The organism is Glycomyces mayteni (assembly GCF_042428885.1).
GTDB lineage: Bacteria > Actinomycetota > Actinomycetes > Mycobacteriales > Micromonosporaceae > Glycomyces > Glycomyces mayteni.
Genome location: NZ_JBHMBP010000006.1, coordinates 16355 through 38409 on the forward strand (window position 1 = coordinate 16355; position 22055 = coordinate 38409).

At 68.7% G+C, this 22055-nt stretch carries 22 protein-coding genes, 1 tRNA gene and 2 pseudogenes; 11 read left to right on the forward strand and 14 right to left on the reverse strand.

The window, feature by feature from the left end:
• Positions 1-28 precede the first annotated feature (28 nt).
• Complete coding sequence (locus ACFFXY_RS24400; protein WP_382356776.1) at positions 29-1006, reverse strand: YlbL family protein; 978 nt, start codon at positions 1004-1006, stop codon at positions 29-31.
• Positions 1007-1119: 113 nt separating this feature from the next.
• Between ACFFXY_RS24400 and ACFFXY_RS24405 the strand changes: the two genes are divergently transcribed.
• Positions 1120-2388 (forward strand): zinc-dependent metalloprotease, encoded by a 1269-nt coding sequence (locus ACFFXY_RS24405; RefSeq protein ID WP_382356778.1) that lies wholly within the window; start codon positions 1120-1122, stop codon positions 2386-2388.
• A gap of 51 nt (positions 2389-2439) precedes the next feature.
• Here ACFFXY_RS24405 and ACFFXY_RS24410 read toward each other — a convergent pair whose 3' ends face one another.
• Together ACFFXY_RS24410 and ACFFXY_RS24415 are read right to left on the reverse strand one after the other, a co-directional pair.
• On the reverse strand, positions 2440-2970 hold the full coding sequence (locus ACFFXY_RS24410; RefSeq protein WP_382356780.1) for a M48 metallopeptidase family protein: 531 nt from the start codon (positions 2968-2970) through the stop codon (positions 2440-2442).
• A gap of 142 nt (positions 2971-3112) precedes the next feature.
• Positions 3113-3277, reverse strand: coding sequence for a DUF5679 domain-containing protein (locus ACFFXY_RS24415; RefSeq protein WP_181245930.1), 165 nt, complete (start codon positions 3275-3277; stop codon positions 3113-3115).
• A gap of 271 nt (positions 3278-3548) precedes the next feature.
• Here ACFFXY_RS24415 and ACFFXY_RS24420 point away from each other — a divergent pair, with 271 nt between their 5' ends.
• The gene (locus ACFFXY_RS24420) at positions 3549-4847 is read left to right on the forward strand and encodes an ABC1 kinase family protein (protein WP_382356783.1); all 1299 of its coding nucleotides are present in this window, start codon (positions 3549-3551) and stop codon (positions 4845-4847) included.
• Positions 4848-5048: 201 nt separating this feature from the next.
• On the opposite strand, the gene ACFFXY_RS24425 is transcribed toward ACFFXY_RS24420, so the two are convergent.
• From ACFFXY_RS24425 to ACFFXY_RS24440, 4 genes are all read right to left on the reverse strand, one after another.
• Complete coding sequence (locus ACFFXY_RS24425; protein ID WP_382356785.1) at positions 5049-5258, reverse strand: hypothetical protein; 210 nt, start codon at positions 5256-5258, stop codon at positions 5049-5051.
• Positions 5255-5614, reverse strand: a complete 360-nt coding sequence (locus tag ACFFXY_RS24430) for a WhiB family transcriptional regulator (protein ID WP_382357001.1) — start codon at positions 5612-5614, stop codon at positions 5255-5257. Before ACFFXY_RS24430 ends, ACFFXY_RS24425 begins: the two co-directional genes overlap by 4 nt.
• 89 nt (positions 5615-5703) lie before the next feature.
• Positions 5704-6123 (reverse strand): hypothetical protein, encoded by a 420-nt coding sequence (locus ACFFXY_RS24435; RefSeq protein WP_382356787.1) that lies wholly within the window; start codon positions 6121-6123, stop codon positions 5704-5706.
• A 174-nt stretch (positions 6124-6297) separates the two neighbouring features.
• Positions 6298-8442: an ATP-dependent DNA helicase UvrD2 gene (locus ACFFXY_RS24440; protein WP_382356789.1), complete on the reverse strand. Its 2145-nt coding sequence runs from the start codon at positions 8440-8442 to the stop codon at positions 6298-6300.
• Positions 8443-8577: 135 nt separating this feature from the next.
• Between ACFFXY_RS24440 and ACFFXY_RS24445 the strand changes: the two genes are divergently transcribed.
• Together ACFFXY_RS24445 and ACFFXY_RS24450 are read left to right on the forward strand one after the other, a co-directional pair.
• Positions 8578-8811: a mycoredoxin gene (locus ACFFXY_RS24445; protein ID WP_106366363.1), complete on the forward strand. Its 234-nt coding sequence runs from the start codon at positions 8578-8580 to the stop codon at positions 8809-8811.
• Between the two features lie 183 nt (positions 8812-8994).
• Entirely contained in the window at positions 8995-9951 is a 957-nt protein-coding gene (locus ACFFXY_RS24450; RefSeq protein WP_382356791.1) for an EamA family transporter, read from the forward strand.
• Here ACFFXY_RS24450 and nudC read toward each other — a convergent pair.
• Genes nudC through ACFFXY_RS24465 form a run of 3 tightly spaced genes read right to left on the reverse strand, consistent with a single transcriptional unit; the run spans position 9948 to position 13482 of the window.
• Positions 9948-10865, reverse strand: a complete 918-nt coding sequence (nudC, locus tag ACFFXY_RS24455; protein ID WP_382356793.1) for an NAD(+) diphosphatase — start codon at positions 10863-10865, stop codon at positions 9948-9950. The genes ACFFXY_RS24450 and nudC overlap by 4 nt on opposite strands.
• Positions 10862-12184 (reverse strand): M16 family metallopeptidase, encoded by a 1323-nt coding sequence (locus tag ACFFXY_RS24460; protein ID WP_382356795.1) that lies wholly within the window; start codon positions 12182-12184, stop codon positions 10862-10864. Before ACFFXY_RS24460 ends, nudC begins: the two co-directional genes overlap by 4 nt.
• The gene (locus tag ACFFXY_RS24465; protein WP_382356797.1) at positions 12181-13482 is read right to left on the reverse strand and encodes a M16 family metallopeptidase; all 1302 of its coding nucleotides are present in this window, start codon (positions 13480-13482) and stop codon (positions 12181-12183) included. The genes ACFFXY_RS24460 and ACFFXY_RS24465 overlap by 4 nt, the downstream gene beginning before the upstream one ends.
• 238 nt (positions 13483-13720) lie before the next feature.
• On the opposite strand from ACFFXY_RS24465, the pseudogene ACFFXY_RS24470 reads away from it, so the two are divergent.
• The 5 genes and pseudogenes from ACFFXY_RS24470 to ACFFXY_RS24490 all read left to right on the forward strand — a co-directional run.
• A pseudogene (locus tag ACFFXY_RS24470) lies at positions 13721-14440 on the forward strand (methionine ABC transporter ATP-binding protein); the annotation flags it as partial.
• Between the two features lie 44 nt (positions 14441-14484).
• A complete protein-coding gene (locus tag ACFFXY_RS24475) occupies positions 14485-15141 on the forward strand; it encodes a methionine ABC transporter permease (protein ID WP_382356799.1) in 657 nt (218 codons plus the stop codon).
• 35 nt (positions 15142-15176) lie between these two features.
• On the forward strand, positions 15177-16013 hold the full coding sequence (locus ACFFXY_RS24480; RefSeq protein WP_382356801.1) for a MetQ/NlpA family ABC transporter substrate-binding protein: 837 nt from the start codon (positions 15177-15179) through the stop codon (positions 16011-16013).
• 91 nt (positions 16014-16104) lie between these two features.
• Positions 16105-16177 (forward strand) — tRNA-Trp (locus ACFFXY_RS24485).
• 196 nt (positions 16178-16373) lie between these two features.
• The gene (locus ACFFXY_RS24490; protein ID WP_382356803.1) at positions 16374-16640 is read left to right on the forward strand and encodes a hypothetical protein; all 267 of its coding nucleotides are present in this window, start codon (positions 16374-16376) and stop codon (positions 16638-16640) included.
• Between the two features lie 99 nt (positions 16641-16739).
• Here the strand turns inward: ACFFXY_RS24490 and ACFFXY_RS24495 are convergent.
• From ACFFXY_RS24495 to ACFFXY_RS24510, 4 genes and pseudogenes are all read right to left on the reverse strand, one after another.
• Positions 16740-17795, reverse strand: a pseudogene (locus ACFFXY_RS24495) (recombinase family protein); the annotation flags it as partial.
• On the reverse strand, positions 17792-17968 hold the full coding sequence (locus ACFFXY_RS24500) for a hypothetical protein (protein ID WP_382356805.1): 177 nt from the start codon (positions 17966-17968) through the stop codon (positions 17792-17794). The gene ACFFXY_RS24500 and the pseudogene ACFFXY_RS24495, both read right to left, overlap by 4 nt.
• Positions 17969-18969: 1001 nt before the next feature.
• A complete protein-coding gene (locus ACFFXY_RS24505) occupies positions 18970-19545 on the reverse strand; it encodes an HD domain-containing protein (protein ID WP_382356807.1) in 576 nt (191 codons plus the stop codon).
• Between the two features lie 16 nt (positions 19546-19561).
• On the reverse strand, positions 19562-19978 hold the full coding sequence (locus ACFFXY_RS24510) for a hypothetical protein (RefSeq protein WP_143034946.1): 417 nt from the start codon (positions 19976-19978) through the stop codon (positions 19562-19564).
• Positions 19979-20788: 810 nt separating this feature from the next.
• Between ACFFXY_RS24510 and ACFFXY_RS24515 the strand changes: the two genes are divergently transcribed.
• Complete coding sequence (locus tag ACFFXY_RS24515) at positions 20789-21343, forward strand: hypothetical protein (RefSeq protein ID WP_382356809.1); 555 nt, start codon at positions 20789-20791, stop codon at positions 21341-21343.
• Positions 21344-21611: 268 nt separating this feature from the next.
• Positions 21612-21992: a hypothetical protein gene (locus ACFFXY_RS24520; protein WP_382356811.1), complete on the forward strand. Its 381-nt coding sequence runs from the start codon at positions 21612-21614 to the stop codon at positions 21990-21992.
• Positions 21993-22055 lie beyond the last annotated feature (63 nt).

Consider the following 22055-nt stretch of genomic DNA (forward strand, 5'->3'; position numbering starts at 1 on the left):
GGTGCCTGCGGGCCGTGGGTCGGCGGGGTCAGCAGGTGGTGACTTGCCCGCCGGCCGCTAGGGTTTCGAGCGCCGAGACCGCGTCTTCGAGCGTCTCGACTCTGACAATAGTCATGTCTTCGGGGGCTCCGGTGACGGCGTCCGAACAGTTCGAAGCCGGGGCGAGGAAGACCTCCGCGCCCGCGTCGGCCGATCCGGCGATCTTCTGCTGGATGCCGCCGATGCCGCCGACGTTCCCTTCTGGATCGATCTCGCCGGTCCCGGCGACGACCATGCCGTCGGTGAGATCGCCCTCGGTGACCCGGTCGACGATGCCGAGCGCGAAGATCAGGCCCGCGGAGGGGCCGCCGATGTCGAGGGCCTCGGTGTCGATCTCGATGCCGTACGGGTCGTCGTGGACGGACTGGAGGTCGGCCTCGCCGAGGACCACGCCGGGCACCTCGACGGCCGCGCCGCCGCGCGTCACGGTCACCGTGGTTTCGCTGTCGGCGTAATCGGCCAGGGCCGACAGGGAGGTGACGGCGGCGCCGTCCACGGCGGTGACGACGTCCCCTTCGAGGAGCCCCGCGGAGTCGGCGACGACGGAGATGACGGCGGGCTCGCCGAGGTACGCGAGGGCCGCCTGCTCGGCGTTCGACTGGGACTCGACCCAGTCGGCCTCCTGCTCCTCGGCGATCTCCTCCTCGGACTCGCCGGGCGGGTAGATCAGGTCGCGCGGGATGATCGCGTACTTGTTCTCATTGGACACCCAGTAGCGCAGCGCCTGGGCGAGCGTCACGGACTGCTTGACGCGCACGGTGGTGAGGCGCAGCTGCCCCTCCGAGGGGTACTCGGTCGAGGCGGTGATGATGGGGTGATCGACGCCTTCGATCTCCTCGGAGCCGAGGACGTCCTCGGTGGGGCCGGGACTGAACACCACGTAGGCGACGTCCATCGAGAGCGCCTGCCATGTCAGCAGCGCCACGAGCACGGCGCCCAACAGGACGGTGATTCCACGCCTTCGCATGCCGGGAAGCCTACATGCGCAAGCTCACGCGTGCTTTCGGCCCGCAGCGAACGGGGGCCCTCCAGATCGGCCAGCCGTGGCCCGGCCCCCCTCCTCTGACGTACGGTTGGCGCATGGGCTCCGATATTCCATTCGGCTTCGGGAACTTGGGCGGCGACCTGCCCGACCCGAACGATCCGCGTGTGCAGCAGATGATGCAGCAACTGCAACAGATGATGTCGCAGTCGCTGACCTCCGGACCGGTCAACTGGCAGCTCGCCCGCCAGCTCGCCGAGTCCGAGCTGGAGGCCGAGAACACCGTCGGCCCCGCCGACCAGGCGCACGTCGCCGAGGCCGTGCGCCTCGCCGACCTGTGGCTCGACTCGGTCGTCAACTGGCCCTCCGGGGTCACGGCCACCGACGCGTGGACCCGCAAGCAGTGGATCGCGCGCACCGAGGACTCCTGGAAGCAGCTCGCCGAACCCCTCGCGGCCCAGATGGGCGAGGCGATGCAGACCCTCGTCCCCGATGAGATGGCCGGGATGCTCGGCCCGATGGCCGACCTCATGAAGGGGGTCGGCTCGGCGCTGTTCGGTGCGCAGATGGGCCAGGCCCTCGCGAAGCTCGCCGGGGAGGTGCTGTCCTCCACGGAGGTCGGCCTGCCCCTGGGGAAGACCGGCGTCGCGGCGCTCCTGCCCGGCAACATCGCCGCCTACGCCGAGGGCCTGGAGCTCCCGGTGGAGGAGGTGCGCCTGTTCGTGGCGCTGCGCGAGGCGGCCGCCCACCGCCTGTTCACGCACGCGTCGTGGCTGCGCGCCCACCTGCTCGGCGCCCTGGAGGCGTACGCGCGGGAGATCCGCATCGACGAGGCCGCCATCGAGGAGGCCATGTCGGAGATGGACCTGACCGACCAGGAGGCGGCGGCGACGCTCGACCTCAGCGAGGTGTTCAAGCCCGAGGACACCGAGCAGCAGAAGGCCGCGCTGGCGCGGCTGGCGACGACCCTGGCGCTCATCGCCGGGTGGATCAACACGGTCGTGGCCGAGGCGGTCGGCGAGCGGCTGCCGACCATGGACCGGCTCATGGAGTCGACGCGGCGGCGCCGCGCCTCCGGCGGGCCGGTCGAGCAGACGTTCGAGGCGCTCGTCGGGCTCCAGCTCGACCAGGCGAAGGTGCGGGCGGCGGAGCGGCTGTGGCAGTCGCTGGCCGAGGCCCGCGGGACCGAGGGGCGCGAGGCGGTGTGGGCGCACCCGGACCTGATGCCGAGCGCCGCCGACCTGGAGCGGCCCGAGTCGTTCGCGGCGGTCTCCGAGGCCCTGGAGGACCTGGACCTGTCGATGTTCGACCAGCTCGCGGTGAACGACCCGAAGGACGACGACGGGGACGAGCCCGAGGAGAAGTAGGCGCGGTGCAGCGACCGGCCGCCGAAGCGGCCGGCGCGGTGCGCCCGGCGCCTAGCGGGGGTCGCTGGCCTCGGCGTCGGCGATGCCTTCGAGGTAGCCGCGGGCCCGCTCGGCCTTGGTGTAGCGCCCGACCATGTCCCAGAACGGGCGCGAGTGGTCGTGGTGGACCAGGTGCGCCAGCTCGTGGAGCAGGACGTAGTCGATGACCCACGACGGCATCATGGTGAGCCGGCGCGAGAGCCGGATCGAGCCGTCGGAGGGGGTGCACGAGCCCCAGCGGCGGTGCTGGTTGTCGACCCAGCGGACGCTCTCGGGGCGGGCGCATTCGGGGTGCTCGGGGTAGTAGCGCTGGGCGAGCCTGACGGCCCGGTCCCGCAGGGCGTCGTCGGACGCGCGGCCGTCTCGGGCCTCGCGCCGCTGGAGTCTCGCGAGCATGTGGTCGATCCATTCGCGCTCCTCTTTCTCAGAGAAGGCGTCCGGGATCATGACGACCACGCGGCCTCGTTCTTCATAGGCCGCTACGGTGGCACGGCGCCGGGGAGAGCGCCGCACTTCGACGGGGGGATGCACTTTGCGCGCCATGAACGCACACTAATCCGCGGGGGTGACAATCGCCTAACGCAGATGTCTCGATTGCGGCTTGCATGGTGCTATGCAATGAAAATCCCCTCGCCAGACTCCCGCATGGTGGGATCAGACGAGGGGTCGACCTTCCGGTCAGCGATCACGAGGCCTTGCCGAGGATCCGGTTCATCTTGGTGCCGCACACCGGGCACGTCCCCTTGGCCATCCGGCGGCCCGAGTCCGAGACGACGACGGTGCCCTCGAAGTCGCGCTTCTCGCGACACTTGACGCAGTACCCGTTGTAAGTCTCCGTAGCAGTAGCCACTGGTACCCCCCATGTAGCGACGGTCACGCTGTGCAACCGTTCAGCCTCAGAATGCCACAGATTTCACGCCTGTAAGTCCCGCCGCGCCGCTTCACCCGTGCGGGTGACACGCGTGGGCCGCGCACGGCACAGGGTGATACGGCGAACCGGTTCCGCTCCGCGCTCGACCTCCGCGACCGGGCCCGTCCGTGAGAGCATTGGGAACGTGAGCGACAGGCATGGACCCGCCCATTCGGGTGATGACCTCCCGCGCCGGGCGATCGTGCGGGGCATGAAGCTGGCCTCGCTCCCCCTGGGGCTGGCGGGACGGGCGACGGTGGGCCTCGGCAAGCGCGTGACCGGGCTGGCCGACGAGATCCTCAGCGAGCAGGCGCAGCGGCGCACCGCCGAGCACGTCTTCAGCGTGCTCGGTCAGCTCAAGGGGGGTGCGATGAAGCTCGGGCAGGCGCTGTCGATCTTCGAGGCGGCCCTCCCCGAGCACCTCGCCGCACCGTACCGGCAGGCGCTGACGAAGCTCCAGAACGCGGCCCCGCCGCTGCCGGTGGCGAGCGTCCACGGCGTGCTGGAGCGCCAGCTCGGCGCGGACTGGCGCGACCGGTTCGCCGAGTTCGACGACGCGCCCGCCGCGGCGGCGAGCATCGGCCAGGTGCACCGGGCGGTGTGGAAGGACGGGCGGCCCGTGGCCGTCAAGATCCAGTACCCCGGCGCCGGGGACGCGCTGCGGTCGGACCTGCGGCACCTCTCGCGCATCGCCCCGATGTTCAAGGTGCTGCAACCGAACTTCGACGTCAAGAAGATCACCGTGGAGCTGCGCGAGCGGCTCCTCGAAGAGCTCGACTACGAGCTGGAGGCGTCCACGCAGCAGCAGTTCGCCGAGGCCTTCCGCGGCGACCCGCTCATCGCGGTCCCCGAGGTCGTCCACGCCACCTCCGAGGTGCTCGTCACCGAGTGGCTTCCGGGGCGCCCGCTCGCGGAGATCATCCGGGAGGGCACCCAGGAGGAGCGGGACGCGGCCGGGCTGCGCCTATGCACGCTGCACTTCTCGGCGCCCAGGCGCGCCGGGCTCCTGCACGCCGACCCGCACCCGGGGAACTTCGCGATCGGCGAGGACGGGCGGCTCGTCGTCTACGACTTCGGCGCGGCCGCGCGCCTGCCCGGCGGGATGCCCGTCCAGGTGGGCCGCCTCACGCGGCTGACACTCGACGGGCGGGCCGACGACGTCGTGGCGGGCCTGCGCGGCGAGGGCTTCGTGCCGCCGACGCTCCACATCGACGCGAAGGCGATGCTCGACCTGCTCGTGCCGATGCTGGAGCCGATCGCGGGCGAGGAGTTCCAGTTCTCGCGCGAATGGCTCCGCAAGGAGAGCACCCGCCTCACCGGGCAGGGCTCGGAGGCCGCGAAGCTGAACAAGCAGCTGAGCTTCCCGCCCGCGTACCTGCTCATCCACCGCGTCACCATGGGCTCGATCGGCGTCCTGTGCCAGCTCGGCGCGACCGCGAACTGGCGCGAGATCCTCGTCGAATGGCTCCCGGGCTTCGCCGACCCCGAGGGCACCGACCCGAACCGCTGACACCGCCCCGCCTCGGAGGCGCCGTCGTTCCCGAAAGCGCTGTCACACCCCGGTGGCACTGTTGATCCGGGGGACGCTGCGGATGTCCGATTTGCGAAGACGCTCCGCGACACACCGGTTTCACGTTCCGTTCCGCGGCAACGGAAAGGGCCCGCCCCCTCCCGGGGACGGGCCCTTTCAGCCAACGCGGTTATCGCGCGGTCAATGCCTGCGGCGACGGTGCTTCCCGCCGCGGAGGCCGACTCGCTTGTAACCGGCTTCGTTCCAGAGGCTCCGCATGCGGAGTCGTCCGAACATCTCGGTCGTCGGCGCCAGCGGCCGGACCGCCTCGACCTCCTCCGTCAGGGAGGGTCCGAGGTCTTCGACGCCGACGTCACGCTTCAGGTGGCGGCTCAGGTAGTCGACGGTCATGACACCGCCACCCCCGCGAGCGCGAGTTCCCGGGTGCGCGCGGCGAGCTCCGCCTCGGCGGCCTGCTCGACGAGCGCGGCGTCCTTGCGGGGCCGGCCGCGGGGCCGCTTGCGGGCCACGACGTTTCCCTTCTCGAAGATCTCGCCGCCCCACACGCCCCAGGGCTCGTGGCGCTCCAGGGCGCCGGTCAGGCACTCCAGGCGCACCGGGCAGTCGGCGCACAGGGACTTGGCGAACTCCAGCTCGGTGGGCTGCTCCGAGAACCACAGGTCGGCGTCGTACTCGCGGCAGGCGAGGTCGCTCCCGGTCTCGCGGGCCTGCTCTCGCAGCTCAGGCCCGATGAGGGTGTCGGTCATGGGCTCGGTCTCCTCTCTCGTGTCGGTGGTCGGTCGCATCAGTGCTGTCTGAGGACTCAATTGCTTCGCAATCTGTCTCGTCTGTTCTTCTACTGACGGGCCGCGACCTGGCGTTTCACGCCAAACAAAAAGGCCGCGATCCCGGTTGCGGGATTCGCGGCCTCAAGAGATCCGAGCTGGGCTTTCTCCTGTAAGCCCAACCAGTGATGTTCTTGAGGCGGTCTCCCGCGGGTGACGCCGTGACGCTTCTCGGAGCCGGTGACCGGCTGCCAACCGAGGCCTGCGACAGCAGTGCCACGTCCACGAAGGGTCTCGGCGCCCATATCGGTGGTGTTGATGTCGGTGTTGCCGACGGTGCTCGGAGCCGTGATCGTCAGGACGGCAGCGGGCAGAGTGGTGCCACGGAGCTGGGCGAAGACGGGCGCGATGCTGCGATACACGGCAGTGGCCGGCTCATGCGCGGACGCGCCGAAGGTCGTCGTCTGCTTGGGTTCGCTGAGCAGCAACATCGTCTACCCCTCCTTTCCGGGTTCCGTGGTTGACATTGGTCTTCATCTCCTACTTGCCGAGGCTTGAGGCGCACACCTCTCCCCGGCTTCAGCTACGCTACGCCCGTCTCGTTCGGGAGCGCAACGTATTTTTCCGGGGATTTGAAAGAAAGTTTTTGCGGTCGCCTGGGGAAGTCATCCGGCCTCCTCGCACATGGCGACCGCGTCGTCCACGGTTCCGCCGTTGACCAGGGAGAGCACTGCCGGTCCGTACTTGTCGAGCTTCGACTTGCCGATGCCGTGGAGGGCCGCCAGCTCCCTGTCGGATCCCGGACAGCGCTCCGCGATAGCGATCAGCGTCACATCCGTGAAGACGGTGAAGGCGGGTTTGCCGTCGCGCTTGGCAATCGTGACGCGCCAGTCGCGGAGGCGCTCGAACAGCTCCTCGTCCATCGTGGCCGGGCAGTCGGCGCAGTGGCCGAGCTTGCGGTCGCGGGCGTCGGTGAGCGGCTTGCCGCACCCGGAGCAGTCGAGGACCTTCGCGGTCTTCTTGGAGGACCGGGGCTTCCCGGGCGCGGGCTCGGGCGTCTTCGGGAAGCCGCCGAGGCCGAGCGGGGCGAGGAACCGGGTCAGTCGCCGTTCGCGGCCCCCGGAGTTGCGGGCGAGGCCGTAGGAGAGCTGGAGGCGCTCGCGGGCGCGGGTGATGCCGACGTACAGCAGCCGCCGCTCCTCTTCGAGCGCGGTCTCGGTGCGCGCGAACGTGGTCGGGAGGGTGCCGTCGGCGAGGCCGACGAGGAAGACCGCATCCCATTCGAGGCCCTTGGCGGCATGGAGGCTCGCGAGGGTGACGCCCTCGACGGCGGGCGCGTGCTGCTCCGAGGCCCGCCGCCCCAGTTCCGCGCAGAACGCGTCGAGGTCCGGATCGGGGCCGTCCTTGTCGGGGTCGGCCCGGTGGTGGTCCAGAAACTGCTCGGCGAGCGCGGCGAGCGCGGCCACGGCCTCCCACGCCTCGCGCTGCGCGCCGCCCGACGGCGCGGCGTCGGCGCGCCAGCCGACCGCGTCGAGCGCGGCGGCGACGGCCTCGGTGAGCGGCATCTCGCCGATGTCGGTCTTGGCGGCCGAGCGCATCGCGACGACGGCCTGGCGGACCTCGGGCCGGTCGAAGAAGCGGGCCGCGCCGGTGACGACGGTGGGCACGCCGTAGGAGGCGAGCGCCTCCTCGTACGCCTGGGACTGGGCGTTGGTGCGGTACAGGACCGCGATCTCGGAGGGGCTGGTGCCGTCGGCGATGAGCTGGCGGCAGCGGCGCGCGATCATGTCGGCCTCTTCAGCCTCGTCGGCGAAGACCTCGGCGCTGACGGCGGGCCCGTCGGGCCGCTGGCCGACCAGTTCGAGGCGCATCTTCGCCTCGCGCCCTTTGGACTCGCCGATGATCTGGTTGGCGAGGCCCACGACCTGCGGGGTGGACCGGTAGTCGCGCACGAGGCGCACGAGCTGCGCGCCCGGGTGCTTGCGGGTGAAGCCGAGGAGGTGCTCGGAGGTGGCGCCGGTGAAGGAGTAGATGGTCTGGCTGGCGTCGCCGACGACGGTGATGTCGTCGCGGTCGCCGAGCCACGCGTCGAGCAGGCGCTGCTGGAGCGGGGTGACGTCCTGGTACTCGTCGACCACGAAGAACCGGTACTGGTTGCGGATCTGGTCGGCGGCGGCGTCGACCTCCGTGATGAGGTCGGCGGTGTACGCGAGGACGTCGGCGAAGTCCATGACCCCGGCGCGGCGCTTGGCCTCGATGTAGGCGGCGTAGACCTTCGCGACGTCCTCGGGGGCCGCGGGCGCGTCGCGGCCGATCGCGGCGATGGCGCTGACGTAGTCGTCGGGGCCGATGAGCGACGATGCGGCCCATTCGATCTCGGTGGTGAGGTCGTAGTTCTTGGCGCGGGAGGTCTGGAGCCCGGCGCGGGCGGCGGCGATCGCGGTGAACTTGAGCGTGGAGTCGACGAGCTCGGGGAGCTGACCGCCGAAGCGCTTGGTCCCGAAGTAGCGGAGCTGGCGCAGGGCCGCGGAGTGGAAGGTGCGGGCGTTGACGCCGGAGACGCCGAGGCCGCGGAGGCGGTCGCGCATCTCCCCCGCGGCGCGCGCGGTGAACGTCACGGCCGTGACGTGCTGGCCGCGCATGTCGCCGCGCAGGACCCGCCAGGCGATCCGGTGGGTGACGGCGCGGGTCTTGCCGGTCCCTGCGCCCGCGAGGACGCAGACCGGGCCGGGTTCGGCGGTCACCGCCTCGCGCTGCTCGGGATCGAGTCCGGAGAGGAGCAGGTGGATGGCCTCGTCGCGCGCGCTCATCCCGACAGTGTTCCAGAGCCCTCCGACGAGAACTCGGGGACCGCTCACCCGTTTGGGCCCCAACGTGAGGAGCGACACGATCGGGGGAATGCCCCGGGGCGGTGCCGCGTTATCGTCGGTGGAGAAGGAGGATCGATGATCACCATGTACAGCACCACCTGGTGCGGCTACTGCCGGCGGCTGAAGTCCGCGCTCGACCGGGAGGGCCTGGCCTACGAAGAGGTCAACATCGAGGAGGACCCGGCGGCCGCCGAGTTCGTCATGGGGGTCAACGGCGGGAACGCCACGGTCCCGACCGTCCGCTTCCCGGACGGCTCCGCGCTCACCAATCCCTCTCTGGCGCAGGTGAAAGAGAAGATCGCAGCTTGACCTGTGCCATATACCGAGATTATGGTCACGTTTAGGACACAAAGCCGGTACGATGCCCTATAGTTGACTCGTCAAGCTTGCTTAGCGACTTCGAGGGGTGGTCGCTAAGCATTCAGGCCCGGGATGGATCCGTCCCGGGCCTTTTCTCTGCCTCCAGCCCCTCCACCCACCAGCGGAGCCCCCATGACCTCACCCCGCGCCGCCCTCGGCGTCTCCCTCGTCCTCGCCGCCTCGCTGTTCTTCGGGGTCTGCGGGCCCTTCGGCAAAGTGGTCATCCAGGCGGGGCTCACCCCGCTCCAGGTGACGTGGCTGCGCATCTGCGGGGTCGGGCTGCTCGCGCTCGCCGTCGCGGCCGTGCCGCTGGTGCGGACGCTGCGGGGCGGGACGCGGCTGCCGTGGGGCGGCCTGGCGCTGTTCGGGCTCACCGCGATCGCGGCGGTGCAGGCGTTCTACTTCATCGCGGTCGAGCGGCTGCCGGTCGGCATCGCGCTGCTCCTGGAGTTCATGGGGCCCATCGTGGTCGTGGCGTGGGTGCGGTTCGTGCGGCGCACGGTCCTGCCGCGCTCGGCCGTCATCGGGGTGCTGCTCAGTCTCGTGGGCCTGTGCATCGTCGTGGAGGTCTGGACGGGCCTGCGCCTCGACGCGGTCGGCCTCGTCGCGGGCTCCGCGGCGGCGGCGTGCCAGGCGACGTACTTCCTGTCGGGCGAGAAGCTCACGGCCCGAGTCGATGTGCGCGTGCTCCTGGCGGTCGGCTTCACCGTGGGCGCGGTGGCGCTCGCGCCGCTCGCGACTCCCTGGGCGCTCGACTGGGCGGTCCTGTCCTCGCGGGTGACGCTCGGCGGCGTCGAGACGACGGGCCTGGTGAGCATCGCCGCGCTCGTGCTGTGCACCGCCGTCGCGTACGGCCTGGGCCTGAGCGGCCTGCGCTTCGTGTCCGCGCCCGTGGCCGGGGCCATCGGGTACGCGGAGGTCGTCGTGGCCTCCCTCGCCGCGTGGGCGCTCCTCGGCGAGGCCCTGACGGTGCCGCAGGTCATCGGCGGCCTCGTCGTCATCGCCGGCGTCTTCACCGCGCAGCGCGCGGTCGCGGCCAAGCGCGCCGTGGAGGAAGAGGCCGAAGAAGCGGCCGTGACGAAGGTCTAGCGACCGCCCTCTTCTTCGAGCCAGTTCTCGATCAGGAAGCGCGCCACGGAGATCCGGACCGCGCTCGGCGTGCCGTCGGCAGAGTCGAGCCACATCTGGCGGACCTCGTCGGCGGTGAACCAGCGGGCGTCGGCGATCTCCTCGGCCTGGAGGGCGAGGGGCTGCGACGGGTCGGCGGTGGCCCGGTACGCGAGCATGAGCGAGCGCGGGTAGGGCCACGGCTGGCTGGAGACGTAGTCGAGGCGGTCGAGGCGGATGCCGACCTCCTCGGCGACCTCGCGGTGGACCGCGGCCTCGGCGGACTCGCCCGGCTCCACGAACCCGGCGATGCACGCGTACCGGCCCTGCCGCGTGGACTGGGCCGACGCGCCGATCGTGTTCTGCGCCACCGCGGGCTTGGGCTGGCCGCCGTACCGCTGGTGCTGCGCCAGGAGCACCCGGTCGGCGCCGTCGTCGATGAGGACGATCACGGCCGGGTCGGTGCGCGGGAAGACGGGCCGCCCGTGCGCGCCCGACAGCTCCCACCCGGCCATGCGGGCGCTGAGCGGCTCGCCGGTCGTCGGGTGGAACCGGTACGTGGCGTGCCAGTGGCCGATCCCGATGGCCTCCACGGCGATCGCGAGGTCGCGCGGCGCCCACGTCGGCTTGATCCAGCGGCCCGGGAGCCCCTCGGGGAGGTCCGCGAAGACCGCGAACACCGGCGGGTCCTCGCCGCCGAGGTAGACGCGCGGGCCGTCGGGGGCCGAGCCCGCGTCGTAGTACCGCAGGCCCTCCTCGTCGGCGTCGATGCGCTCGCGCTCGGGGTCGCAGAGGACGATCTGCGCCTTCTCCCACGCGTCGCCGAGCCAGGCGTCGTCGCCGCGGTGGGCGGCGAACCGGTCGACCTCGTCGACCGCGAGCGGCGGGTGCATCATGGCGCGGCGATCTCCCCCAGCTCGGCGAGCGAGTCGCGGATCTCGGCGCCGTCGCCGAGGACGACGGTGACCGCGCGATCGGGGTCGAGGCGCTCGGCCGCGACCCGCTGCACGTCGGCGGGCGTGACGGCCCGCAGCCGCTCGGAGTGCTCGGCGAGCCACGACAGCGGCAGTCCCGCGGCGGCGAGCACGGAGATGTAGTTCGCGACGCCCGCCTGCGTGGCGGTGGCGAGCTTGATCGACCCGAGCGCGTACCGGCGGGCCAGGTCGAGCTCCTCCGCGGCGGGCGGGCGCTCGGCCATGCCGCGCAGCTCGGCGCGGACCTCGGCCAGCGCGAGCGCGGTGACCTCGGTGGCGACGTCCACGGCGGCGAGCTGGATCGATCCGGCGGGGGCGTGGTCGACGCGCGAGCGCGGCGAGTACCCGTAGCCCTTCGTCTCGCGCAGGTTCATGACCAGGCGCGAGGTGAAGTAGCCGCCGAAGACGAGGTTGGTGAGGTGCTGGGCGGCGTTGTCGGCGTGGGTGCGCTCGACCGCCGGGTAGGCGACGCGGATCGCGGACTGGACGGAGCCGGGCCGGTCGACCAGGACGAGCGGGCCGGGTTCGATGCCGGGGAGCGGCTCCATGGTGCGGGGCTCGCCCGCGCCGTTCCAGTCGCCGAGGGCCTTCTCGACGGCGGCGAACGCGTTGTCGGGGTCGATGTCGCCGACGATGACGAGGCGGGCGCCGGCGGGGTGGACGCGGGAGGCGTGCAGGGCGAGCACGGCCTGGCGCTGGACGTCGGCGACCTCGGCGGCGGTCGGCTGCTGGTGGCCGTACGGGTGGCCGTCCCACAGGCGCGCGTCGAGGACGCGGTTGACCTGGAAGTCGGGCTGCTGCTCGGCGACGGAGAGGCCGTCGATGATGCGGGAGCGCTCGACCTCGAAGGGCGCCTCGGGGTACTCGGCGGCTTTGAGGACGTCGCCGAGGGTCTCCAGGAGTTCGGGGAGGCCGGTGGCGAGGCTGTTGCCGGACACGGCGATCCGGTCGGGGTCGGCTCCTGCGCCGAGGGCGCCGCCGACGCTCTGGAGGCGGCGGGCGATGTCGGTCATCGACGCGGTCTCGGTGCCCGCGAACAGGGTCGAGGCGAGGAGGTCGGCGGCGGCGAGGTCGGTGTGCGCGGCCGGGATCGAGAGGCGGACCTCGGCGAGCGGGACGCCGGGGCGGCGCGTGAGCAGCACCCGGAGGCCGTTCGGGAGGGTCCGCTCGACGGGGACCGGCAGGGTCAGCGGGACTTCCGGCGCGAGGCCGGGGACGGCGTTGCTCACTGGGCTGCTCACTGGGCTCCTCCGGGGACGACTTCGAGGACGGCGCGGCGGTTCGGCGTCAGCGCGGCGGCGGCGCGGGCGACGGACTCGGCGGTGACCTCGCCGAGGAGTCCGGCGAAGCGGGTGGACATGGCGGCGTCGCCGTGGAAGATCTCGGCGGTCGCGAAGCGGCGCGAGCGTCCCATGACGGAGTCGTCGCCGCGCAGGAGCTGGGCGGCGACGCGGGCCTTGACGCGGTCGAGCTCGGCTTCGTCGACGCCGTCGGCGACGCGGGCGAGCTCCTCGTCCACGGTGCCGAGGACGGTGTCGACGGCGGTGCCGGGCGGCAGGAACGCCTGGACGAGCATGACCGTGGGTCCGCGGGACGCGAAGGGCTCGGCCATGAACGTGCAGTGCGCGGCGACGGCGGTCGCGGTGCGGTCGGCGTGGACGAGGCGCTCGACCAGGCGGGACGCGTCGCCGTCGGTGAGCAGTTCGCCGAGGACCACGTACGGGAGGAACCCGTCGAGGTCGGCGACGGGGTCGGGGACGCGCCAGGCGGCGGCGACGGCCGGGAGGGTGGCGCGCTCGTCGGTGTAGGAGAGGCGGCGCTCCTCGCTCAGGTCCGGTTCCTCGAAGGACGGGTGGACGGGCGCGGGGCGGGCCTCGACGCTGCCGAAGTGGCGTTCGACCAGGCCGCGGGCGGTTTCGAGGTCGAAGTCCCCGGCGACGGAGAGGACGGCGTTCGAGGCCGGGTAGTAGGCGTCGAAGAACGAGCGGGCGTCTTCGACGGTGGCGGCGTCGAGGTCGACGAAGGAGCCGTAGCCGTCGTGGGAGTTCGCGAAGGTGTCGAACATGACCGGCGGGAGCTTGATCCACGGGAAGCCGCCGTAGGGGCGGTTGAGGACGTTGACCCGGATCTCCTCTTTGACGACGCTCACCTGGTTGGCGAGGTTCTCCTCGGTGATCGCGGGGCCCCGCATGCGGTCGGCCTCCAGGAACAGGGCGAGTTCGAGGCCGTTGGAGGGGAGGAGGTTGAAGTAGTCGGTGTAGTCGATGTGGGTCGAGCCGTTGAAGGTGCCGCCCGCGGACTGGACGTGGCGCATGTGCTCGGCCTTGCCGACGTTGTGGGAGCCCTGGAACATCATGTGCTCGAACAGGTGGGCGAACCCGGTGCGTCCTTCGGGCTCGGACCGCATCCCCACGTCGTAGACCACGGCGACGCCGACGACGGGCGCTCCGGGGTCGGGCGCGAGGACCACGCGCAGTCCGTTCGCGAGTCGGAACCGCTCGATCGCGAACGCCGGAGCCGGAATCGTCGCAACAGTCATGGTCGGAACCCTATCTCAGCTCGGTGACGTTCGGCTGACGCGGCGTTCGTCACAGCCGCTTGGATTCGGCACGAATTCCTGCTTGACTTCTAGGCTATGAACTCGCAGCACCTCGAACGCCTCAGCGACGCCGACCGCGCCGCCGCGTCGTGCTGCCGAATGTGCGCCAGCTGAGGGCTCCCGCACCGCCGCGCCCCGAAGCGGCGATCTCCCACAGCGAAAGCGACCTTTCCCTCTCATGGACTCCAGTCCCAGCATCCGCCTGTCCGGTGTGACGAAGCGCTTCGGCGACCTCGTCGCGCTCGACGACGTCTCCCTTGACGTCGCGCCCGGCGAGATCTTCGGCATCCTCGGCCGCTCCGGCGCCGGCAAGTCGACCCTGCTGCGCACCGCGAACCTCCTCACCCGCCCCGACGCGGGCACCGTCGAGGTCGCCGGCCGCGACCTGACGGCCCTGCGCGGCCGGGAGCTGCGCGAGGCCCGGTCGCAGACCGCGATGATCTTCCAGCACTTCAACCTCCTGTCGAACCGCAACGCGGCGTCGAACGTGGCGCTGCCGCTGCGCTTCCGCGGGGAGAAGCGCGCCGCGCGCCGCGAGCGCGCGCTCGAACTGCTCGACCTGGTCGGCCTGTCCGACAAGGCGAAGGCCTACCCGGGGCAGCTCTCGGGCGGCCAGCGCCAGCGCCTGGCGATAGCGCGGGCGCTCGCGTCCGGTCCCGACGTGCTCCTCTCCGACGAGGCCACGAGCGCGCTCGACACCGACACGACGGACGAGATCCTCGACCTGCTCGCGCGGCTCAACCGCGACCTGGGCCTGACGGTCCTGCTCATCACGCACGAGCTGGAGGTCATCACCCGGATCTGCCACCGCGCGGCGGTGATGGAGTCCGGGCGGTTCGTGGAGATCGGGGCGGTCCCCGAGCTCCTCGCGGACGCCGACTCGCGCCTGGGCTCGCAGGCCCGGCGCCTCGCGGCCCGCCTGCTCGGCGAGGAGGTGTCGCGATGAACTCCGACCGTCTTGTCGAGCTGCTGACCGAGGCCTTCTGGGAGACGCTCCACATCGTCTCGGTCGCGGGCCTGTGGACGCTGCTGGGCGGCCTGCTGCTCGGCACCGTCCTCTACGTGACGTCCAAGACCGGCCCGAAGCCGATCGCCGTGGTGAACGCGCCGCTCGGGCTGATCGTGAACATCGGGCGCAGTGCACCGTTCGTGCTGCTCATGGTGGCGGTGGTCCCGCTGACGCGGCTGATCACGGGCACGAGCATCGGCACTGAGGCGGCGATCGTCCCGCTCACCGTCGCGTCCATTCCTTTCTTCGCGCGCCTTGTGGAGGGCGCGCTCCTCGAAGTGCAGCCGGGCCTGATCGAGGCGGCGAGGTCGATGGGCGCCTCCACTGGGGGCCTCGTGTGGCGGGTGGTGCTGCCTGAGGCGACTCCCGGCCTGATCCGCGGTTTTACCGTGACGCTCGTCGCGGTCGTCTCGTACTCGGCGATGGCCGGGATCGTGGGCGGCGGGGGCCTGGGCGACCTGGCGTACCGCTACGGCTACCAGCGCTTCGAGACCGAGTACATGATCTGGCCGCTGGTCATCCTCGTCGTGCTCGTGCAGCTCTTCCAGATCCTCGGCGACCGGTGCGCCCGCACCCTCGACCGCCGGTAATTCAGTAATTTCCCTACCTTCTTTAGGAGAAGACTATGTTCAATCGCCGTGCCCTGATCGGGACTTCGGTCGCCGCAGCGGCCGCTCTGACACTCGCCGCCTGCGGCGACGACGCCGGTGAGTCCGAAGCGACGGAGACGAACGGCACCGTCGTCGTCGCCGCGACGCCGGTCCCCCACGCGGACATCCTGAACTTCATCGCCGAGAACCTGGCCGACGACGCCGGGCTGACGGTCGAGGTGGAGGAGTTCACCGACTACGTGCAGCCGAACGTCGCGACCTCCGACGGCTCCGTCGACGCGAACTTCTTCCAGACCGAGCCGTACCTGGACGAGTACAACACCGCCAACGGCACCGACCTGGTGACCGTCGCGGCCGTGCACATCGAGCCGCTGGGCCTGTACTCGTCCTCCGTGGCCTCGGTCGAGGAGATCCCCGACGGCGCCCAGATCGCCATCCCCGGCGACGGCTCCAACGGCGGCCGCGCCCTCGCCCTCCTCGCCGATGCGGGCCTGATCACCCTCGCCGACGGCGTGGACTCGACCCTCGCCACCGAGGACGACATCGCGGACAACCCGAAGAACATCGAGTTCGTCCCGCTCGAAGCGGCCCAGCTCGCCCTCTCCCTGGAGGACGTCGACGCCGCCGTCATCAACGGCAACTACGCCCTGGAAGCCGACCTCAGCCCCGCCGAGGACGCCCTCCACTCCGAGTCCCCCGACGGCAACCCGTACGCCAACTACCTGGTGACCACTGCCGCCAACGCCGACAACGCCGACATCCAGAAGCTCGCCGAGCTCCTCCAGTCCGACGAGGTCAAGCAGTTCATCCTCGACACCTGGGCCGACGGCTCCGTCGTCCCGGCCTCCTAACCAGCCCTTACACCGGCCCCAACCCGGTTGCACCGCCCTTTCACCGCCACGTAAGATAGTTGCGGCCAGGCCGGGCAACCGGACGGGCCAAAGGGGTGTGGCGCAATTGGTAGCGCATCGGTCTCCAAAACCGAGGGTTGCAGGTTCGAGTCCTGTCGCCCCTGCAAGACCGGCATTATCCGAAAACCGGGTCGCGAGCAGCGGCCCGGTTTTCGGCGTTTCGGGCCGCAAATGATCACGCCGCTCAGGCAGCAGCGGAGTGAACGGCGAACTGATCTCGTCCGAAGCAACACATGGCTCCCCGGACCCCTCGTCGACATACACCAGCAGCCGCTTGAAGTACGACCTGTGGAAAGGCTTGTGGAAATCCTCCGGCAGCGCCTTCAACAGCCTCCTCGGATCGTCCAGCAAGCCCAGCAGCATCCCGATCGCCTCGCCGGCCCGCTCCACCTTCACGTCCCCGACTTCGTTCAACCGCTCCTCGACCGAGACCAGCTCATCGCGGAGACGGCACATCTTGGCCTCCAGCCGATCCTGCGGCCAGGCCGGATTGCCGACGAGATCGAGGAGCTGGTCCTGCTGCTCGACCAGTCGCCGATGCTCGGCCTCCAGCTTCTTCCGAAGTGACGCCGTCAGAAGCCCCTTCTCCCGCAACGCCTTGTCGACGGCCGCTCGCAGTTCCCCCGCGAGCGAGGGCGGAACGTTCAAGGTCGCGTAGTGGGCGGCAACGGCAGCCTCCATCTTCGCGACCGGCAGCCTCGGAGACTGGCAGTGTTTGTTCGCCCGACCGCTGCAAAGGAAGTACGAATAAACAAGACCCCGGCGGTTCTTGACTGTATCGAGGTAGAACCGCGTCCGGCAGTTCGCGCACCACAGCAGCCCCTTCAACGGGTGGTCGTAGACCCGTTCGCGGGTGCCCGCGCCGCGCTGGTTCACGAGCACGCTCTGAACCCTGTCGAACAGCTCCTGGGTGATAAGCGGTTCGTGCCGCCCGTCGTATTCCTTGCCCTTGAACACGACACGGCCCAGATACCTGCGATCGCGGAGCAGCCGCCCGATGGTCTCGATCGTGACCGGCCGACCGCTGGGCACATCCTTCCTCGGACGAGTGCGAAGCCCCGCCTCCGTGACCGCTCGCTGCAGGTCCTTGAATCCGTACCGGCCCGTCGCGTAGAGCTCGAACATCATGGCGACGAACGGTGCCCGCTTGGGGTCTACCGCGATGGTCCTGACTTCGCGGCCGTCGACCTTCTCCCCCACGTTCAGGTACCCGAGCGGCGCGAGGCACGGGATACCGCCGCGGGATGCCTTCGCGGCCAGCTTGTAGGCCACATCGGCCCCGGACGCGCGCGACTGGTACTCGTTCACACCGTCGAGGATCGCGGCCACCAGATCACCGATGTAGCTGTCCTCGGTGTAATCCATGATCGAGACGAGCTGCACCCCGAGCTTCCGGAGCTCCCGACGCGTAATCGCCGCATCGGTCGTATCGCGATGCATGCGCGAGCGCGCGTACACGATGATGGCGTCCACGTCCTTGGAGTTGCGGACCCTCGCCATCATCTCCTGGAACTTCGGCCGGCCATCAACAGTCATCCCCGATTTGCCGGGCTCAAGGTACTCGTCGAGGACCTCGAACCCGAGATCCTCGGCCTTCTGGAGGCACGCCTTGCGCTGCGCGGGAATGGAATTCCCTTCGGGGTCGTAGTCGGTGTCGACCTGACTCCGGGAAGACACCCGCAGGTACAGCACCGCTCGCTTCTTCTTTGACATTTCACTCATGCGCCGTCGGCCTTCCGATCGATCTCCTCGGTCTGGCACGCAGGTCTGGCCGTCCTAGGTTCGTCCTCCGCGATCAGAAGGGCGGCGTCGACCAGGAGCGCCGCGATCGAGGCGATGTCGATCTCTTCGCGAGGCTCCCCTACGACGCGGACCTTGGGCTCTCCGGTAACCACGGAAGCCACCGCACTTGACCAGGTATTTCACGTGCCGCTGCAACCGTATGCCCGGTTCGCACACCTGTCGAGCGACCGGGAAATCGGCGCTTTCGAACAAGTTGCGCGCTCCGGATGGGATGCGGGGCAAAGCAAAGGCAAGGCAGCCTGAGAGACAGTGGTGAGATGCGGTCATACAAGAGGCGTGTCTCGTCGACATCGCGATGCAGCCTGGACGACCAATAATCGTATCCCAATGATCACACAGAGTCAATCATCAGTTCCCGACCAGAAACTCACCACCTACATCTCATCCCCTTGAGGCGAAGCGGGACACGTTGACCATTCTGACTGCCAGCTCTCAGTGTCACCTGCTCACCTGAGCTCACCGAAGCCCGCTGGATCAGTAACCTTGACGAGCTCGGGGAGGCCCCGGTCTCAAGGTGGCTGCGGCTAGCACCTCGGCGCGCAGGCGTGGCTTCAGGCCCGGCATAAGGTGCCGCTGGGCAGTTTCCCCTATAGCGCCTTACGGGGATATGTATATATTCAGGGTTTCTAGGACTGGCTTGAACTGCCACTCATCCTGCGGAAACGCTGGGTTATTGGGCATGGCAACAGGGAAGTATCCGTGGAAGGGGGGATCTGGAAGCCCCAGTCTGGAAGCCCCAGTCCGGAAGGGGCGCAGGATCGAGATCGCAGAACGGCCGCGAGGCGGTCAATCGGAGACACACTGCCGATCTTCTTAGCGGTGTCACAAGCCTCCGCACGCTGAACCACCGCTCACATGTCGAGATTCGTAGGTGGTCGGTAACCAAGCCAGTAACCTTCGCGAAGAGGCAGATTCCCTACCTGCATGCTCCGCTTCCAACAGCGGCAGGTTGAGCTCGAGCGCCCCCGCCGGTGAAGTGGACGCCTGTCGGGCCGTATCAGTAGCGACGCCGTGCTCTACCCATACAGCCCCCTCAGTCCCCGGACTGAGCACTATCACCCAGAAAGCAACTTCCCTGAGGCAAACTCAAATCTCAGCCAGACGGCCGTGCTCGAACCTGCTCCCAAGCAAGCGGATTCGCTTCGAGCACTTCCTGGGCAAGTTCACGTGCGGCATCGGTCTTCAACGCCGCCAGACTGCTGTCGATCCAGCGACCAACGGTGGCGACTCCCTGATGCCGGTACTCCACGGCCTGGATGAGGCATTCGAGCTTGTCAGCATCTTTCGCGCACTGCGCTTCGGCAGTCTCGCCTGCCTCGAACTCGGCGATGGCATCCCGGATCGTGCCCGCAACCGGATCAGGACACTCCGCGGTCTGGTCGGCCACGATCGTCTCGGGATCGGTCGCGTCAAGGTAATGGTGGCCGATCTTCGGAATGTCTCCGATCCGGGTCTCCGGGGTGTCGTGGAGGATGCACAGCATCGCGGTGCGCGCAGGATCCGCCCCTTCGAGACTGGCGAGCACCATCCCGGTCAGAGCTGCTCGCCAGGAGTGCTCGGCAATGCTCTCCGGGTCCCTGATACCGGCGATCCACCAGCCCGAGCGACGAGCACGCTTCAGAAGCCCAGCCTCGAGTAGATACCCGGCAGCTCCGGCGAGTTCTGTCATGGCTTGCCTCTCCAGCTCAACTCCTGAGGCCGGCGAGAGCCTCGCCTATCGAGCCTAGTTCTTCTCGCGACAGATCAGAAACTCGACCGCTGTCAGCGAGCGGCTCGAGATGCTCCGCGAGCATCCGCGTCGTATCCGGGTCGTCGACCAGCAGCCCCCGCTGCGAGCGCAGGAGCAACCAGAGGTTGTGAATGTTGAGGTCGACCAACGGGTGGTCAGCGTGAAGGCGTTCCACGAGATGCACGTACATGCGGGTGCCGTGCCATCGCCGGTCGCTGCGCACCATGAAGGCGTCGTCACCTTCGCGATCCCGCAAATCGCCAACCCAGTAGGCCGTGTAGTTCAGGGCCGCTATCTCGCAGTCCTCGCTGGGATGGGCGCGTGCGATGAAGTCGCGAAGCGGCTGCGGATCACCTCGGTAGGCTCGCGACACCACGAACGACCTCGCATCAGCCCAAGAAGGCGACCACGGTTCCCCTCCCACGAGGTACCGAGACGCTCGAGAAGACAGACCCACCGACACGTCGAGACCTGCAAGTCCGGCAAGGAAGCATGCCTGCCGCCGTAGAAGAACATTCCCTTCGATCCCCCGTGAGCGGTACTCCGTGAGCTCGAGAAGGTTCGTCTCCATCTGTCGCCGGTCGTCACGACCAAGCTCCGGACCAGCCGGGGTTGGACCTCGCCGCCGACGGCTCGGCAACCTTCGGGTGAAGGTCGGAGCCACCCCCGAGAACGCCCAAGTAAGCAGCTCCGTCAGGCGCAGATCCATGACGCAGCCGGCAAGCGGATGGCGATCCACGTCGACTGACTCGCAAGGACTGACCACAGCCGTGAGAACAAGATCCGCTTCAACCGCTACAGGAAGCAGCGCAGCCAGTTCCGAATCTGCCCCGAGCTTCAGCAACTGCTGACTGATCTGCCGAAGCTGCGCTACTGCGACCGAAGCCAAGGGCCTACGCCCGGATTCCCAACTCTGGACCGTCGTCGGGTCAACACCCACAGTCTCCGAGAAGCTCTCTTGGCTAACCGGGATCGAACAGCGGGCCGCCTGCAGGAGGAATCCACTGACGCCCCCATAAGGCCGCGTCTCACGTCTCAAGGCCCACCGCACCTCTCAAACCCGTACCGCCAGTCAGTGTTTCAAAACCCCTGGTCTACGTAGCGTCAAGTGTCATCGACCTGGTGAGACAAGTCAACGCCCTCATCAGATCGACAGACCGACCGCCGAGGGGAGAACCGGTATATGAACGCGTCAACACCCAGCAACGGCCAGGATCCCAAGGCCGTCTTCGAGATTCTCGGCGAATGGGAGACTCCATCCGGGAACCGACTCACGCTCAAGGCCCGCAAAACGACGGGATACGCATCCGTCTGGCTGAACTGGAACGGCAAGCCCGCACGAATCGGCCACGCCCTCCACGCCGGCGGAGTCGTGCGTGAAGTTCGGTGGGAAGAGCCTTGGAACGAGCAGACCGACGTCTGGAAGTCCGAGCAACGCAAACACGTCGCCGCTCTCATCGCCGCTTGGCACGCCGGTCAACCCAGACCTCTCAAGACCGAACTCCCCGAGACCGTCCTCGGCACCTTCAACATCGACGGCTTCCGGTTCGCCGTCGAACCCACCACAGCTTCAGAACACGCGGTGCTAAGCGTCGTCAACGTAACCGGGGGCCTGACTCCGGTCGCCGACCTCCTTCACGAAGACGGCCGAATCTGTGGCATGGCAGCCCGTCCCGGCTGGAAGAGCACCCCAACGACCGCAAACGCCGCTGGCGCCAAGAATCCGAATCCATCCTGACCCGCGCCACGACAACAGGCAATCTCTGACTTTCCTCCAGCGGGGCACGCCAGGTGGGGCGTGCCCCGCACTACCAGGTAGCACAGGCCGTCAAGCGCTTCGATTCACCATAGATACGCATTCAAGTTATTCGATGACAATATATCTCAAAATCTGATCAAGCTTCAGGTTTGCTAGGCCCAGGCCGCAACCAACTATGCGCTGATTTCGTTAAGTAAGCATGGACATAGGTTCCCTGCTTACTCAACTCATCCCTCCAGTAATGACCGTGGCCGTCGCGATCTTCGGACTGATGAACCGCGACCACGAACTCAAGAAGCTCCAGGGCTATACCGAGGTCCTCCAAAGCCTCCCGGAGGACTCACAAGCATACGAATCAGCATTGAGCTTGATCGCCAGCCATATCGCAAAGATTGATCGCCTCGAAACCGTCGGTCGACGCGATCCAATGCGAGCACTCTCCGGAATGTTCTTTGCCCTAGTTTTCGGCTATATCACCGTTTGGCTTATGGTTCGCGGAGGTTTGTGGCAAGTGCTCGCAGCAGTATCAATGCTTCTAGCGTTTGCCGGTTTTGCTGCGATTATCCAAGCCCTGCAAATCGTCGAGCGCGATAAGAAGGGGAAGCCTATTCAAGGAACCCTCTTATAGAGAGGACCAGGCATGCCGGGATTCGCTTCTAATCTCATCGATTAACCATTGGTACACTTCGCC